This is a genomic window from Peribacillus huizhouensis (assembly GCF_014138605.1).
Taxonomy (GTDB): domain Bacteria; phylum Bacillota; class Bacilli; order Bacillales; family DSM-1321; genus Peribacillus; species Peribacillus huizhouensis.
This window is the reverse complement of record NZ_JACJHX010000001.1, coordinates 111,524-128,395: the sequence shown is the minus strand read 5'-3', so window position 1 is coordinate 128,395 and position 16,872 is coordinate 111,524. Positions and strand designations below refer to the sequence as shown.

Sequence of the window (16,872 nt, the reverse complement as noted above, 5' to 3'; positions counted from 1 at the left end):
GATTACTATGGATCTTAACCAATATTTAGAAGTATTTATTGAAGAAAGCAAGGAGCATCTGCAAACTTGTAGTGAACAGTTACTAGAACTTGAAAAACATCCTCAAGATTTAGGGATTGTAAATGAAATCTTTCGATCGGCGCATACGTTAAAAGGGATGTCTGCAACGATGGGATATGAAGATTTAGCCAATTTAACACACAAAATGGAGAATATCTTAGATGAAATTCGTAATGGAAAAATCCAGCTTTCTTCTGAAATATTTGATGTGATTTTTTTAGCGGTTGATGATTTAGAAGCGATGGTTATGAGCATTGCGGAAGGCGGGGACGGAAAAAGAAATGTAAGTGAGGTTGTTGCTAAATTAGAGATGGTTGAGAAAGGGGAGTCCCCGCTTTCAATCGGTGCAGCCGAAGCGGCTACAGCAGTTGAGATGCCAATTAGGGAATCTATTGAAAAAAGTGTTTATGATGAATTTGAGTTGACCGTTATACAGCAATCTAAAGAACAAGGGTTTGAAACTTATGAAATAAACGTAAGCTTGCGTGAGGATTGCCTTTTAAAAGGTGCTCGCGTGTTTATGGTATTCGAAGTGTTAGAGAAACTCGGAGAAGTTATTAAGTCAAATCCATCCGTTGATAAACTTGAAGAGGAACAATTTGATCAATCCTTTACTGTGACTGTCGTGTCGAAAGAGTCTGTGGAAGCTCTCCAGAAAAAAATTATGAAAGTTTCTGAGGTCGACAAAGTCATTGTTAGTAAATTAGATTTGTCCGAACTGAGATCAGCTATAAACGAAGAAGACGAACATAAAGTGAGCATGAATAAAGAGCATCAAAAAAGTAACAATGAACCGGTTGCTCCATCAATTGCTTCTAAAAATGAAAAAACGAATCAACCTGCTAGCAAGCAGCATAATAAAACAATCAGGGTTAATATTGATCGTCTTGATGTATTAATGAATCTGTTTGAAGAGCTAGTAATTGACCGGGGAAGATTAGAACAAATCTCGAAGGAATTAGAAAATACGGAATTAGACGAAACGGTTGAGAGAATGTCAAGGGTAACGGGAGACCTTCAAAATATTATCTTAAATATGAGAATGGTCCCAGTTGAAACAGTCTTTAACCGTTTTCCAAAAATGGTTCGTACTTTAACGAGGGATCTTCATAAAAAAGTGGTTTTAGAAATTCATGGTGCGGAAACTGAATTAGATCGTACTGTTATAGATGAAATTGGTGATCCAATTGTCCATTTACTTCGCAATGCGCTTGATCATGGAATCGAGATGCCAGAGGTACGAAAAGCGAACGGTAAACCTGAAGAGGGTACAGTTATGTTAAAGGCTTATCATAGTGGAAATCATGTGTTCATCGAACTTAAAGATGATGGTGCAGGGATAAATCGGGACAAGGTATTGAAAAAAGCCATAACAAACCAAGTAATAACGGAACAACAAGCTGCAACACTTACTGATAAACAAGTTTATGAATTAATATTTGCTTCTGGCTTTTCTACAGCTGATCAAATATCAGACGTATCTGGACGTGGAGTAGGATTGGACGTAGTAAAAAGTACGATTGAAGCTCTTGGTGGTGTGGTTTCGATTGATTCTGTTGAAGGGAAAGGGTCTGATTTTCTCATCCAATTACCGCTTACGTTGTCGATTATTTCAGTTATGCTAGTTGAAATTCAACAGGAGAAATATGCGATTCCACTATCTTCAATTATTGAAACTGCAATTATCAATAAAACGGATATTATGAATGGTCATAATCAACAAGTGATTGATTTTAGAGGTAAGGTATTACCATTAATTTTCCTTAAAGAAATATTTGAAGTTCCTGAGACCATAGGAGATGACGGGTATTATTCCGTAATCATTGTTAGAAAAGGAGATAAAATGGCTGGTTTAGTTGTCGACTCTTTTATCGGTCAACAAGAAATTGTATTAAAATCTCTTGGGAACTATTTGTCCTCTGCTTTTGCAATATCTGGAGCTACTATTTTAGGTGACGGTCAAGTTGCTTTAATTATAGATTGTAACGCATTAATTAAGTAAAAAAATGCTAGTACGCACAAGGTTTTTTTCTAGTAATGATTTAATTAGATGCATTTTGATTATTATGAAGGCTTGACAATAATAGATTTAAATTGCTTTTAAATACTATACGATCTTATTTATATAGATAACTTAATCGTACTGCAGGCATGCCTAATCTCATAGATTAATAGCCTATCCGAGTTGCAGTCGTGTAGCTTGTTTTTAAAATAGATGATTGTGAAAAATGAATCATTCTTGATTTAACCTTATTTTCTTCGCAAGCTTGAAAAGGCACTGTCGCTTTTAACCTATGAATACATATATTTTAGGAGGTTCTTATATGGAAGCAATCGTCACTTCTGAGACGGTGAAAGTCATCGTTTTTCAAATTAAAGATAAAGAATATGTGATACCTGTCGCTAAAGTTCGTGGAATTGAGAAAATGATGCATATTACCCGAGTCCCAAGGTCATTACCATTTGTAAAAGGAGTGATCAATCTAAGGGGGGGAATTACACCAATTATTGATCTACGAGCTCGTTTCGAAATAGAAAAAGCAGCGTATGACGATCGAACAAGAATTATTATCGTAAGTTTGGATAATATGGAGGCTGGTTTAATCGTAGATTCTGCGAACGATGTATTGGATATTCCTGAGGCAAGTATAGAACCTCAGCCAGAAGTTATTGGCAATGTAGCGATGGAATATATTAGTGGAGTTGCCAAAGTTGAAAAAAGATTATTAACGTTGTTGAATCTTGATCAAATCCTTAATCAAGATGAAATAAATGACACAGTAGTTAAAGAAGCATAAAGCGATGTCCTATGTTGATAAAATTAACTCTGTTCATTTGGATATATTAAAAGAAATTGGGAATATCGGAGCTGGACATGCTGCTACCTCTCTATCTACCATACTTGATAGGAAAATGAATATGATTGTTCCGCGTGTGAGGATTCTATCAATTAATGAAATGATTGAACTTGCTGGGGGACCTGAAACTGTTGTTGCGAGCGTTTTTCTAAGAATTGAAGGGGAGGTACAAGGTAATATGTTCTTTATATTACCTTTAAAGCAGGCCGCCCACTTCATTGAACAAATGACAGGGACAGAAGTGTTTTCCTTTGATAATCTTCCCTATCCAGAATTAGCACTTTCTGCTTTATCGGAGTTAGGAAACATTCTTTCAGGTTCATATTTATCCTCTTTATCTGACTTTACGAAATTAAGCCTTTTTCCATCTGTCCCTGCTTTATGTATTGATATGGTCGGTGCGACAATTAGTTCCGGGTTGATTGAGTTATCTCAAGTAAGTGACTTTGTTATCGTGATTGAGACTGCGATTGGAGAAGCTGTAGAAAGTTCAACTTTCATTAATGGGCACTTCTTTTTTCTATTAGATCCCGATGCTTATGAAGTGGTTTTTAATTCATTGGGAGTACCATTACATGGTTGAACTATCCAATATTATTAAAGTAGGAATTGCTGATATGAATACTGTACAATCCCCGGCTCTCATACGAACCTCAGGTCTTGGGTCATGCGTAGGTGTTATTGTATATGATCAATCTAAGGAGATCGCGGGTATGGCACATGTCATGCTTCCTGATTCTTCTTTATCAAAAACGGGGCAAATCAATCATGCAAAATATGCAGACACTGCAATTAAAGAATTAGTGGACAGAATCGTTCGAGATGGAGCTTCAATAAGAAACCTCAAGGCAAAAATTGCTGGTGGATCGCAAATGTTTCAGTTTTCTTCAGGCACAGATTTAATGAGGATAGGACCAAGAAATGTAGAAGCGGTAAAAAAAGAATTATTGGCGTTACGGATCCCAATTGTGGCAGAAGATGTTGGTGGAAATAGTGGTAGAACTATAGAATTTGATCCCAAAACAAGTTTGCTAAGCATAAGAACGGTAAATAAGGGAACTAAAGTATTGTAAAAGCAATCCTTAGTAGGTGTCTGATAAGGGTTTTAACCAACGTGTTGTAATGAGAAACGTCTCTAGTTGCCCAGCATAAGCACCTTTCATCATAATCAGATAATCATATAGTTAAATTTTCACAATGTGATGGATCTTTAGTTGAAGGCTATTATAGACGTCTGCCCTTTTTTGTAATAAGAAAGTATATGTTTTTTATAGGGAGTGTCTAACCTTTCACTAGTTATCCTGTCTAATAGAGAAATAGAACATAGCTAACTTTTATTTTAATAACCAAGGACTGGTGACAGTTTTAATGAACATGTTTGATAGCGTTAGGAGGAGGTCTCGTGTCTCAACTGACAACCGAGGAAGAGCAGTTATATTGGAAATACTGGATTGAAAAAAAAGATCCCCAGGCAGGTGACATGCTAGTGAAAAGATACATACCGCTTGTATCCTTTCATGTTCAGAGAATTTCAGTTAACTTGCCAAAAAGCGTTAGCAGAGATGATGTGAGAAGTCTTGGAATGATGGGGTTGTTTGATGCACTAGAACGTTTTGATCCTAACCGGGATTTAAAATTTGACACCTATGCTTCATTCCGAATTCGTGGTGCTATTCTGGATGGGCTACGGAAAGAAGATTGGCTTCCTCGGAGTGTAAGAGAAAAGACAAAAAAAATTGAAGTGGTAGTGGAAAAATTAGAACAAAAGTATATGAGAAAAATTGGCGTAACAGAAATTGCTCATGAGTTAAATATTTCTGAGGAAGAAGTATATACAGTGATGAATGAGAATTTCTTTGCCAATGTATTGTCAATGGATGAAAACCCACAAGATCAAGACGATAAAGAAGGGCCGAGTCATTATATTAAAGATGAAATGACATTGATGCCAGAAGAACGATTGTTGAAAGAAGAATTGTATCAAGAACTGGCTACAGTCATTGCTACGTTAAATGAAAAAGAACAGCTTGTACTACAGCTTTTTTATAAAGAAGAGTTTACTTTAACAGAGATCGGTAAAGTAATGAGTTTATCAACATCAAGAATTTCACAAATTCATTCAAGAGCAATTTACAAACTAAGGACAATATTGCAAAATGCTATGCAGTAAACAAATAAGACCATGTCAATATAGTTTTATTCTCGAAAAGTGAGGATAGATGCTAAAGCCATATTATTGCGTAAAACTGGCACGAATTCTCGTATATCAATTTTGCTTGAAGTTGATTATTTAGTTTAAAGGAAGTACTCCAGGTACAAAGGAAACCCTATATAAAATGAAGAAGCGAATTAAAAAAATTCCTTTAAATAAATTAAAATTGTAAAAGAAACTAGGCAATCATCCTATATAAAAAGTATCAACATTGACTATTTAGAATAAGAGGGATATTATGTCAGGTTTCATTATGTTTATTATGTTTATATTGAATATCTTTACGATTATGGCAATCATTGTTTTATATATGAGACAAAACAGGTTGGCAAATTTTGAAAGAGATCAAGAAAGAAAAGCCCGTGAAATGGAAGAAACCATGGCAACCTTTGTTTTAGCATTAAAAGAAGAAAATGATCGTTTAATTCATACGCTTTCTAATAATAATGTTGATACAACTGAATTAAACGTTAATGAAAAAAATATCTCACGAAACAGTTCTGCTTCCTCTCAAACACAGGCTGTGGATCGTCCAAACAGACAAGTGGTGAAAGTAAAACAAGAGGATGCTTCGTCGTTAGAATTGCCAGACTTACCAATTAACGAAGAAGATATACTTGAGATATCAAGAAAACCATTAGAACATGGAGATAACTATAAACAAAGTACATCTTTTCAAGAGTCATTAAAACAAGAGCTAAAAAATCATGAACAACGGGCTAAGCCGACCCTTTCAGATCAAGTGAATAATTTGCTGCATGAGGGTTTAACCACTGAAGAAATCGCCAAAAAATTAAATAAAGGTAAAACAGAAATTGAGCTGTTAATAAGATTTAATAGATAACCGCGTAAATTGCTTGCTTGTATTTTATGACTATGCTATATTATTAACTGGTGTTAATACACACGTTTCGTGATCTAGTCAGTTGGTGCTGTTTCGACAGTTTCTGTCTGGAAATGATCGAAGCGGAGGACAAACAAACCATTTAGGAGGAACTAATAATGTCAGTAATTTCAATGAAACAATTGCTTGAAGCTGGTGTACACTTTGGACACCAAACACGTCGCTGGAACCCAAAAATGAAGAAGTATATCTTCACTGAGCGTAACGGTATCTACATCATCGATCTTCAAAAAACAGTGAAAAAAGTTGATGAAGCATACAATTTTGTTAAAGAATTAGCTGCTAACGGTGGAACAATTCTATTTGTTGGTACTAAAAAACAAGCTCAAGAGTCTGTTAAAGAAGAAGCAATCCGCTCTGGTATGTACTATGTTAACCAACGCTGGTTGGGTGGAACTTTAACAAACTTTGAAACAATTCAAAAACGTATTGCTCGTCTTAAAGAAATCGAAAAAATGGAAGAAAACGGAACATTCGAAGTACTTCCTAAAAAAGAAGTTATCCAACTTAAAAAAGAATGGGATCGCTTAGAAAAATTCCTAGGCGGTATTAAAGATATGAAAACTATCCCAGATGCGATTTTCATTATTGATCCACGTAAAGAACGTATCGCAGTTGCGGAAGCTCATAAATTGAACATCCCTCTAGTTGGTATTGTTGACACAAACTGTGATCCAGATGAGATCGATGTTGTCATCCCAGCTAACGATGATGCAATCCGTGCGGTTAAATTATTAACTGGTAAAATGGCAGATGCAATTCTTGAAGCTAAACAAGGCGAAGAAACTGCTGCAGAGCCAGCTAACGCTTAATTTGTATTAATAATACGACCGACGCTTAATTGCGCCAACTTAGTATGAAGGACAAACAATTTGATTTAGATACACTGAATTAACAGGTGGCGGAGCGGAGTCAGATTTCGTAAATTTTACTCCTAAACAAATATGACACTAACAATGGTTGGACATAGATGTAATTCACGGAGCACCGTCCCCTTGTCCTTCATACAAAAAGGTGATAAGAGGATAATGCCTTTTATCACCTTTTTTTGGGATTACATATTGCGCTTAGCATTTGAACCCGAAATTACATTTTGTATTTAATTAGAGGAGGATTTTATTATGGCAATTAGTGCACAATTAGTAAAAGAATTGCGTGAAAAAACTGGTGCAGGTATGATGGACTGCAAAAAAGCGCTTGTTGAAACGAATGGAGATATGGAAAAAGCGATTGATTTCCTTCGTGAGAAAGGAATTGCAAAAGCGGCTAACAAAGGAGACCGTATTGCTGCTGAAGGATTAACTTCAATTATTGTAAATGGAAATGAAGCGGTAATCCTTGAAGTAAACTCAGAAACAGATTTCGTAGCAAAAAATGAAGGATTCCAATTGCTAGTAAAAGAATTGGGAGAACACTTACTTGCTAACAAACCAGCTACTGTAGAAGAAGCTCTTGAGCAAACAATTAACGGAGTAAAAGTTGCAGATCATATCAATACTGCTATTGCTAAAATCGGTGAAAAATTAACTTTACGTCGTTTTGAAGTTGTTACAAAAACAGATAATGGTGCATTTGGTGCATACCTCCATATGGGTGGTAGAATTAGTGTGCTTTCAGTTCTTGAAGGAACAACGGATGAAGAGGCTGCTAAAGACGTTTCAATGCATATTGCTGCTCTTAATCCGAAATATGTTTCTCGTGACCAAGTAGATGCATCTGAACTTGAGCGTGAGAAAGAAGTATTGACTCAACAAGCTCTAAATGAAGGAAAACCAGAAAAAATTGTTGCGAAAATGGTTGAAGGACGTATTAACAAATTTTACGAAGAAATTTGTGTTAATGAGCAAGCATTCGTTAAAAACCCTGACCAAAAGGTTGGACAATTTGTTGAAATAAAAGGTGGAAACATTAAATCATTCGTTCGTTTTGAAGTAGGCGAAGGAATTGAAAAACGTCAAGAAAACTTTGCTGATGAAGTAATGAGCCAAGTTAAAAAAGACTAATTTAAACGTGAATTGGTTAAATAGGGAACACAAATGTGTTCCCTATTTTTGAACCATAATCGAACAAAAGAGCGACTGCTTGAATATGGATACACCCATTAAGTGAACTATATTAAAGTTCCATGAAGTGTGAAAGATAATATGGAATTAGATTACATAGTTGGAGGTTCTACATGATCAACCCGAAATATAAACGAGTCGTATTAAAGCTAAGCGGTGAAGCACTAGCTGGTGCTGAAGGTTTTGGAATCAATCCAGCCGTCATTAAATCAATTGCAGAACAAGTAAAAGAAGTAGCTGAATTGGATGTTGAAGTGGCAGTAGTTGTTGGTGGCGGAAACATTTGGCGAGGCAAAATCGGAAGTGAAATGGGAATGGACCGTGCAAATGCCGATTACATGGGCATGCTTGCAACTGTCATGAATTCATTAGCACTTCAAGATAGCTTAGAACAGCTTGGGATTGAAACACGTGTTCAAACTTCAATTGAAATGAGACAAATTGCAGAACCTTATATTAGACGCCGTGCAATTAGACATCTTGAGAAAAAACGAGTCGTTATATTTGCTGCGGGAACCGGAAATCCTTACTTTTCTACAGACACAACCGCGGCTCTACGTGCGGCTGAGATTGAAGCTGAAGTCATTCTTATGGCGAAGAACAATGTTGATGGAGTATACAATGCAGACCCTGCTAAAGACAAAAATGCTGTAAAATATGATCAGCTATCCTATTTAGATGTGCTAAATGAAGGCTTGGAAGTTATGGACTCTACAGCTTCTTCACTTTGTATGGATAATAATATTCCGTTAATGGTCTTTTCTCTTATGGAAAAAGGAAATATTAAACGAGCTGTGATGGGCGAGTCGCTCGGAACGATTGTTAGGGGGAAATAAAATGGCAAAACAAGTTATTGATAATTCAAAAACGAAAATGGAAAAAGCAATTTCGGCTTATACGCGAGAATTGGCAAGTATCCGTGCTGGCCGTGCTAATGCTTCATTGTTAGATAGAATATCTGTTGAATATTACGGCGCACCAACTCCGATTAATCAAGTAGCAGGAATTTCTGTTCCTGAAGCAAGGCTTTTGGTTATCCAGCCTTATGACAAAACAATCTTAGGTGATATAGAAAAAGCGATTCTTAAGTCTGATCTTGGTTTGAATCCTTCTAATGATGGATCAATCATTAGAATTGCTATTCCTGCGTTAACAGAAGAGCGCCGAAAAGAGCTTGTCAAAATGGTTCGTAAGGAAGCAGAAGAAGCCAAGATTGCAATTCGTAACATTCGCCGTGATGGAAATGACGATTTGAAAAAGCTTGAGAAAAACGGTGAAATTACTGAGGATGATTTACGTGGTTATTCCGATGATATCCAAAAAATCACAGATAGCCATATTAACAAAATTGAGGATATTACGAAAGACAAGGAAAAAGAAATTTTAGAAGTGTAATTTTAAATGATTAGCTATTTTTTTCATTTGGATATAGTTTAAAAACTATATTTACTATTAAATCAAAGTAATTAACAACCGCCGGACATTCTGTTCCATTCAATATCCCTGAATGATAATGTAGCTCAAGCAGAGTCTTCTTTATCATTTTACTTCAGGCATAGGGAATGGATTGGGCAGAATGATTTCGGCTTTTTTTTTGAAAAAATCTCTACATTCTGGTTGAACGAGAGTCAAACGGTTCATATTGAAAACAGAAGGATGAAAATGGGCTTGTATATTGTGTATAATACGAAGAGAGATTTTTTAAGAAATCGAGTGTTAGATCTTGGTTTGATGTTTTACTTAATCATTTTCGTCTAACCGGACAATCTTTTTCATATTAATAATAGGAGAAGCAGTCTTTTTTTGATATTATAATATAGATTCTGTCATTTTCATTTTCGACATAGTATATAGGAATGTGTAGAGAACAGCACTACCTGATGGGGGACAAAAGTATGTATTCAATATGGAAGCGTTTTGGAAAGAAAGATGCTTCTTCCGATTTAGCTCAAAGAATTCAACAAGTAAAAAAATCTTCGGTTCCTAAGCATATCGCAATTATCATGGATGGGAATGGACGTTGGGCTAAGAAACGTGCCTTACCGAGAATAGCTGGCCACCATGAAGGAATGAAGGTTGTACGGAAGATCACTAAACTTACAAGTGAGTTAAATGTGAGTATTTTAACGGTGTACGCTTTTTCCACTGAAAACTGGAAGCGCCCGAAAAGTGAAGTAGATTATATCATGAAATTGCCAGAAGAGTTTTTGGGAACATTTTTACCTGAACTTATCGCAAAGAATGTGAAGGTCGAGATGATGGGAGAAATCGAATTATTGCCAGAACATACAAAACGGGCAATAAAGATGGCTATAGAAGAAACAAAGGATAATACTGGTCTTATCTTGAATTTCGCATTGAATTATGGCAGTCGTGCTGAAATATTAATGGCTGTTAATAAAACAATAGACGATGTTAAAAATGGTATCATTAATGAAAACATAAATGAAGAGCAATTTTCTAATTATTTAATGACCCGTGCACTGCCTGATCCTGACCTTTTGATTAGGACGAGCGGAGAAATTCGCTTAAGTAATTTCATGCTTTGGCAGGTTGCGTATTCAGAACTTTGGTTTACAGATGTTCTCTGGCCTGATTTTCGGGAAGAACATTTGTTGGATGCGGTAGAAGATTTTCAGAAGCGCACAAGAAGATTCGGCGGTGTCTAGTTAAGAAGGCGAGGAAAAGTGATTCATGAAGCAAAGAATTATTACGGGTATTATTGCAGCTGCTGTATTTTTATCCATCGTTATTTTAGGCAAGCTTCCATTTCTAATACTGGTTTATCTACTAGCTACGATTGGTTTATATGAATTGATTCGAATGAAAAAACTGCCGCTGAATTCATTTGCTTCAGTGATTTCGTTTGCAATGCTCTGGTTAATTCTAATCCCAGAATCCGTTAGCAGAATTTTGGCAGATACCGGATATGATAAAACGCAAATCGTTATCGGGGGAGTATTATTACTACTCATTTCTACTGTTATATCGAAAAATCGTTTTATGTTTGATGATGCAGGTTTTTTAGTAATATCCGTTATCTATATTGGTATGGGATTTTACTACTTATTTGAAACAAGAGATGTTAATGGTTTAACGTATATATTCTTTGCTCTATTTACGATTTGGGCAACGGATTCAGGTGCCTATTTTATTGGAAAATCGATGGGTAAACGGAAATTATGGCCTGAAATCAGTCCGAATAAAACAATCGGTGGTTTTATCGGCGGAATTATTTCTGCAATGGTTGTCGCGATTCTGTTTTTTATGTTATCTACGATTGATAAAACATTGATTCAGTTGATATTTATGAGTATTCTTATAGCAATTTTTGGTCAGCTAGGTGATCTTGTTCAATCAGCATATAAACGCCATTATGGTGTCAAAGATTCAGGCAATCTCTTGCCTGGTCATGGTGGGATATTAGATCGATTTGATAGCTTGATTTTCATTTTACCGATTTTGCATTTTTTACAGATTCTCTAATGTTTGAATTGGTCTTAGGAGATGAATGACATTGAAATATATAAGTCTTTTAGGTGCATCTGGTTCGATTGGTCAGCAAACAGCGGATGTTGTTCGACAACATCCAGACCAATTTGAGATTGTCGCTTTTTCAGTTGGGGAAAATGTGGAACTAGCTAGAAAATATATTAGTGAGTTTCAACCAAGTTTAGTGTGTGTTCAAGCAAAGGAAGATGCTCAAACCTTACAATTAGAGTATGCGGGAACAGGCATTCATTTTACATATGGTGATGAAGGGTTAATAGAAACTGCTGTTTTTGAAAAAGCAGATATTCTAGTGAATGCGGTCATTGGAAGCGTTGGTTTGTTTCCGACCCTTCAAGCGATCAAAGCAAAAAAAGATATTGCATTAGCAAATAAGGAAACGTTGGTGACAGCTGGACATTTAGTAATGGAAGAAGCGAGGAAAGCTGGCGTTAATCTACTTCCAGTTGATAGTGAACATTCAGCTATATTCCAGGCATTACAAGGTGAAAAAGAAAAAAATATTGAACGATTGATTATTACTGCTTCAGGAGGAAGTTTCAGAGACCGCTCTCGCGCGGAACTGATAGGAGTAACTGTAGATGAGGCACTTAACCATCCGAATTGGGCGATGGGTGCAAAAATTACAATTGACTCTGCTTCTATGATGAATAAAGGGCTTGAGGTAATCGAAGCCCATTGGTTGTTTAATCTTCCATATGAAAAAATTGAAGTTGTACTTCACAAAGAAAGCATTATCCATTCAATGGTGGAGTTTCATGATTCTAGTGTTATCGCGCAACTAGGAACACCAGATATGAGAGTACCCATTCAGTATGCTCTTACTTATCCTGATCGCTTACCCTTGTCAACAAGTCATCGATTAAACTTGGCAGAGATAGGAATGCTACATTTCGCGGAGATGGATTTTAATCGTTTTCCATGTTTGCAATTTGCTTATGAAGCAGGTAAAATAGGCGGAACAATGCCAACTGTCCTAAACGCTGCCAATGAGGTTGCTGTTGCAGAATTTTTAAAAGGAAAAATTGCTTTCTTAGAAATCGAAACATACATTGAACAAGCGTTAAATCGTCATACTCCGATTGACAATCCAGATCTTACGACAATTCAAGAAGTGGATGCAAGTACACGAAAATTTATTCAAACATTACTGAAATAGAGGTGACATGCACGTGCAAACATTGCAAACTGTGATTTCCTTTATCGTTATTTTTGGAGCCCTTGTTTTCTTTCATGAACTGGGACATTTAGTATTTGCCAAGCGGGCAGGGATATTATGTAGGGAATTTGCAATTGGTTTCGGGCCGAAAGTATTCACCTATAAGAGGGCAGAAACCGTTTATACGATTAGACTTCTTCCTCTCGGCGGTTATGTTCGTATGGCGGGTGAAGATGCCGAAAATCCAGACATAAAGCCGGGATATCGTATAGGGTTAGTTACAGATGATAACAACCTAGTGAAGCAAATTGTCTTAAATAATAAAGATAAATATCCTGACATCCGTATTATCGAAGTGGAAGCAGCTGATCTTGAACATAAACTTCTTATTCAAGGGTATGAGGAAGGTGATGAGGGTGAATTAAAGTCCTTTCGCATTCATGAAGAAGCGGTTGTAGTAGAGGATGGCGTGGAGAATCAAATTGCTCCTTATGATCGACAATTTGTATCCAAATCACTCGGACATAGGACGATGACAATTTTTGCCGGTCCTATGATGAACTTTGTGTTGGCATTTGTTATCTTTGTTATGATTGGTTTATTTCAAGGGATTGCAGTCAATGAGCCAAGACTTGGTGAGTTAACAGATGATGGTTCGGCAATTGCTTCAGGGTTACAGGCTGGAGATGAAATTCAATCGATCAATGGAAATGAAGTCTCGACCTGGGAAGATGTTCAAGCAAATATTCAAAAACACCCCGGTAATGAAATCGAATTTGTAATCAAACGAGATGGACAGACACTATCCATTCCAGTCGTACCTAAAGAAGTTGAACGAGAAGGTGAGAAGATAGGTGTTATCGGAGTTTATGCTCCAGTAGAAAAATCACCGCTAAAGGCATTTTCATACGGATTAACAGAAACCTATCACTGGACTAAACAAATTTTTGTTATTCTTGGTCAATTAATTACAGGTGGATTTACACTGGATAGTCTATCTGGTCCTGTGGGGATATATAAATCCACTGAAGAAGTTGCTAAGTCAGGAATATTCATGTTAATGAAATGGGCAGGATTATTAAGTATTAACCTTGGTATTATGAATTTACTGCCATTACCAGCACTTGATGGCGGCAGGCTATTATTCTTCCTTGTAGAATTTCTACGCGGAAAGCCAATAGACCGTCAAAAAGAAGGTATTGTCCATTTTATCGGATTTGCGCTCTTGATGTTATTGATGATTATGGTTACATGGAATGACATCCAACGATTTTTCTTATAATTAAAACTTAAAAATTCTAATTTGTCCCACGCTTAACGGGCAGTAGGTCCCCCAGCTCAAGCTTTTGAGGAACACAGAAGATAAGTAGGGGACAAACAAACTGCCCGTTAAGGTCCGATTGGTGAGATACAGTGAAACTTACCTTTATGGGTCTTCAAAGGTATAGTAGAACGGGACTAACAACCAGTGGGGGATAAAGAACCCCCACTGGTTGAAGTTTCACTTTATTGTATGAAATACTAAACAATCAAAAGACAATAGTGCATTTTGAAATTGTGCTATTGTCTTTGTCACGTTCAGTAATTTGAATTATACAAGATTCAATTCTATCGCATTAACCCGTTATTAAGCCACCACCTCAAGGTTTAGATAAATCAAAGAAGTTGTAGGTGGGGGAAATAACTGACTAATCTAGTTGCGGCTCCTAGCACTACTTAAGGTCTTAAGTTGCAATTCTCTGTGGCAAACTACGACACGCTATATCCCCATCTAAAGCATGTCGGACTCTCACAGGATGTGGGGCACGCAGACGAGAGACTAAAGGACGTGGTGTTTTTTAGTCTGTGATTCATTGAAACAGGTTCGCAGTGTCGAATTATCGAAGATTTAGTGCACAAACAAACAGTGGGGTTGAAGAAAAACTGGCTATTTGAAGTTTCACTTTATATGCTTTTATACGTGGATTTGCAGAATTTTCTCCTGTATAATTTGAATTAAGGGGATTTAGGCATGACTAATAAGGTTCCTATTTATAAATGAGGTGCAATGATGAAACAAAGTATGACGTTAATTCCAACATTAAGAGAAGTACCTGCAGATGCAGAGATTAAAAGTCACCAGCTTTTGCTTCGAGCAGGTTATATGAGGCAAAATTCTAGTGGTGTGTATAGCTTTCTCCCGTTAGGTAAAAAGGTGCTACAAAAGATAGAACAAATTGTACGTGAAGAAATGGATAATGCAGGGGCAGTAGAGCTATTAATGCCTGCACTTCAGCAAGCAGAATTTTGGCAAGAATCCGGCCGTTGGTATACATATGGCCCAGAACTTATGAGATTAAAAGATCGTCATGATCGTGAATTTGCTCTTGGTGCAACACATGAAGAAGTAATCACGAGCCTAGTTCGCGATGAAATTAAATCTTATAAGCGTCTTCCGTTAACTGTATATCAAATCCAGACGAAATTTCGGGATGAAAAAAGGCCGCGTTTCGGATTACTACGTGGACGCGAATTTATCATGAAAGATGCATATTCTTTCCACTCTAATCAGGAAAGTTTAGATGCGGTGTATCAACGTTTGTTCACTGCCTACTCAAATGTATTTAGTAGATGCGGATTGGATTTCCGAGCAGTTATTGCGGACTCAGGTGCAATGGGTGGGAAAGACACGCATGAATTTATGGTCCTTTCTGACGTAGGCGAAGATACGATTGCCTACTCTGACAGCTCGGATTATGCAGCTAATATTGAAATGGCTCCAGTACTAATAGAAGAAGTTAAAAACAATGAACCGGCAAAAGATTTAGAAAAAGTAGAGACAATCGGCAAAAAAACGATTGAAGAAGTTGCTAGTTTCCTTCAAACTGATGCCAAAACATGTATAAAATCACTTCTATTTAAAGTGGACGAAAAGTTTGTATTGGTATTAGTTCGCGGTGATCATGAAGTGAATGATATTAAATTAAAAAACATCTACGGTGCAGCAAATGTGGAGCTTGCTTCTGCTGTAGACACGAAAGAAATACTAGGTTGTGCTGTTGGTTCACTTGGACCAATTAAATCCGCTGCAAATGTGGAAGTGATTGCAGATCAAGCTGTTGAAGGATTAGTCAATGCGGTTTGTGGTGCTAACGAAGAGGATTACCATTATGTGAATGTAAATCCTGGTCGCGATTTTTCAGTATCTCAATATGCGGATATTCGCTTTATTCAAGAAGGGGACAAATCTCCAGACGGAAATGGATATATTAAATTTGCAAAAGGTATCGAAGTTGGACATGTTTTCAAACTTGGAACAAGGTATAGTGAAGCGATGAATGCTGTTTACTTGGATGAAAACGGCCGTAATCAACCAATGATTATGGGATGCTATGGAATTGGTGTTTCTCGGACGCTTGCTGCAGTTGCAGAGCAGTTTAATGATGAAAAAGGTCTCTTATGGCCAACCAATTTAGCTCCATATCAAATTCACTTGATCCCTGTTAATATGAAGGATGAAAGTCAAGCTGCTCTTGCTGAAGAATTGTATAGCTCCTTGAAAAAACAAGGCTATGATGTGCTTATGGATGACCGTCAAGAGCGCCCTGGGGTCAAATTTGCTGACTCGGATTTAATGGGACTTCCAGTTCGAATTACAGTTGGCAAGAAAGCATCTGAAGGTATCATCGAAGTGAAAATTAGAAGATCAGGTGAAATACTGGAAATCGGTACAGATGCTTTAGTGGAAACTTTGTCTGAAATTCTAAGCAAATAATAAAAATAGAGCTTTAAATGAGGGTGTCTCATAAGGGTCTGACCTCGCACTCTAAATCAGTATCTAGTGTTTTATACACGAATCTTATACTGCATTTAGTTGTTGCGGAGTCTGGCCCTTTGCTTTGGGATACCTCTTTTTCTATGTACTAAAAACGATTGGAAAAACGATTTAAACATAGAAATAAACGATAATCTTACAAAGAAATAATGGGGAAGTATAATCAGAGTTTTAGATCCTAAATAATAATAACTATATTCTTGTTATGGTATAATTACCTCTGTTACATTTCGAACATGAAGGCCTCGGGCCGTTTCTTTATATTGAAATACGTAAGTGAAAGAAGGAGGAT

General features: G+C 36.8%; 15 protein-coding genes. All 15 read left to right on the top strand.

What is annotated here, in order from left to right; genetic code table 11:
- Window positions 1-7 precede the first annotated feature (7 nt).
- The 15 genes from HNP81_RS00575 (at window position 8) to HNP81_RS00505 (ending at window position 16,520) form a co-directional block, all read left to right on the top strand.
- Window positions 8-2,062 carry a chemotaxis protein CheA gene (locus tag HNP81_RS00575; RefSeq protein WP_028392832.1) on the top strand — a complete coding sequence of 685 codons (2,055 nt, stop codon included), beginning with the start codon at window positions 8-10 and terminating at the stop codon, window positions 2,060-2,062.
- A 322-nt stretch (window positions 2,063-2,384) separates the two neighbouring features.
- Window positions 2,385-2,858 carry a chemotaxis protein CheW gene (locus tag HNP81_RS00570; protein WP_182501256.1) on the top strand — a complete coding sequence of 158 codons (474 nt, stop codon included), beginning with the start codon at window positions 2,385-2,387 and terminating at the stop codon, window positions 2,856-2,858.
- 4 nt (window positions 2,859-2,862) lie between these two features.
- Window positions 2,863-3,501 (top strand): chemotaxis protein CheC, encoded by a 639-nt coding sequence (locus HNP81_RS00565; protein ID WP_028392830.1) that lies wholly within the window; start codon window positions 2,863-2,865, stop codon window positions 3,499-3,501.
- Complete coding sequence (locus HNP81_RS00560) at window positions 3,494-3,991, top strand: chemotaxis protein CheD (protein WP_182501255.1); 498 nt, start codon at window positions 3,494-3,496, stop codon at window positions 3,989-3,991. The genes HNP81_RS00565 and HNP81_RS00560 overlap by 8 nt, the downstream gene beginning before the upstream one ends.
- 329 nt (window positions 3,992-4,320) lie before the next feature.
- The gene (locus tag HNP81_RS00555; protein WP_028392828.1) at window positions 4,321-5,088 is read left to right on the top strand and encodes a FliA/WhiG family RNA polymerase sigma factor; all 768 of its coding nucleotides are present in this window, start codon (window positions 4,321-4,323) and stop codon (window positions 5,086-5,088) included.
- 280 nt (window positions 5,089-5,368) lie between these two features.
- Complete coding sequence (locus tag HNP81_RS00550) at window positions 5,369-5,974, top strand: hypothetical protein (RefSeq protein ID WP_182501254.1); 606 nt, start codon at window positions 5,369-5,371, stop codon at window positions 5,972-5,974.
- A gap of 158 nt (window positions 5,975-6,132) precedes the next feature.
- Window positions 6,133-6,846 carry a 30S ribosomal protein S2 gene (gene rpsB / locus HNP81_RS00545; protein ID WP_028392826.1) on the top strand — a complete coding sequence of 238 codons (714 nt, stop codon included), beginning with the start codon at window positions 6,133-6,135 and terminating at the stop codon, window positions 6,844-6,846.
- A 309-nt stretch (window positions 6,847-7,155) separates the two neighbouring features.
- Window positions 7,156-8,037, top strand: coding sequence for a translation elongation factor Ts (gene tsf, locus HNP81_RS00540; protein WP_182501253.1), 882 nt, complete (start codon window positions 7,156-7,158; stop codon window positions 8,035-8,037).
- A 173-nt stretch (window positions 8,038-8,210) separates the two neighbouring features.
- Entirely contained in the window at window positions 8,211-8,933 is a 723-nt protein-coding gene (gene pyrH, locus HNP81_RS00535) for a UMP kinase (protein ID WP_028392824.1), read from the top strand.
- Window position 8,934: 1 nt separating this feature from the next.
- On the top strand, window positions 8,935-9,492 hold the full coding sequence (gene frr / locus HNP81_RS00530; RefSeq protein WP_028392823.1) for a ribosome recycling factor: 558 nt from the start codon (window positions 8,935-8,937) through the stop codon (window positions 9,490-9,492).
- Window positions 9,493-9,992: 500 nt separating this feature from the next.
- The gene (gene uppS / locus HNP81_RS00525) at window positions 9,993-10,766 is read left to right on the top strand and encodes an undecaprenyl pyrophosphate synthase (RefSeq protein ID WP_034302016.1); all 774 of its coding nucleotides are present in this window, start codon (window positions 9,993-9,995) and stop codon (window positions 10,764-10,766) included.
- A gap of 25 nt (window positions 10,767-10,791) precedes the next feature.
- The gene (locus HNP81_RS00520) at window positions 10,792-11,583 is read left to right on the top strand and encodes a phosphatidate cytidylyltransferase (RefSeq protein ID WP_182501252.1); all 792 of its coding nucleotides are present in this window, start codon (window positions 10,792-10,794) and stop codon (window positions 11,581-11,583) included.
- 31 nt (window positions 11,584-11,614) lie between these two features.
- Complete coding sequence (locus HNP81_RS00515; RefSeq protein ID WP_182501251.1) at window positions 11,615-12,766, top strand: 1-deoxy-D-xylulose-5-phosphate reductoisomerase; 1,152 nt, start codon at window positions 11,615-11,617, stop codon at window positions 12,764-12,766.
- Window positions 12,767-12,788: 22 nt separating this feature from the next.
- Window positions 12,789-14,048: an RIP metalloprotease RseP gene (gene rseP / locus HNP81_RS00510; RefSeq protein WP_182501535.1), complete on the top strand. Its 1,260-nt coding sequence runs from the start codon at window positions 12,789-12,791 to the stop codon at window positions 14,046-14,048.
- Window positions 14,049-14,816: 768 nt separating this feature from the next.
- Complete coding sequence (locus tag HNP81_RS00505; RefSeq protein WP_028392818.1) at window positions 14,817-16,520, top strand: proline--tRNA ligase; 1,704 nt, start codon at window positions 14,817-14,819, stop codon at window positions 16,518-16,520.
- The last annotated feature ends 352 nt before the right edge of the window (window positions 16,521-16,872 follow it).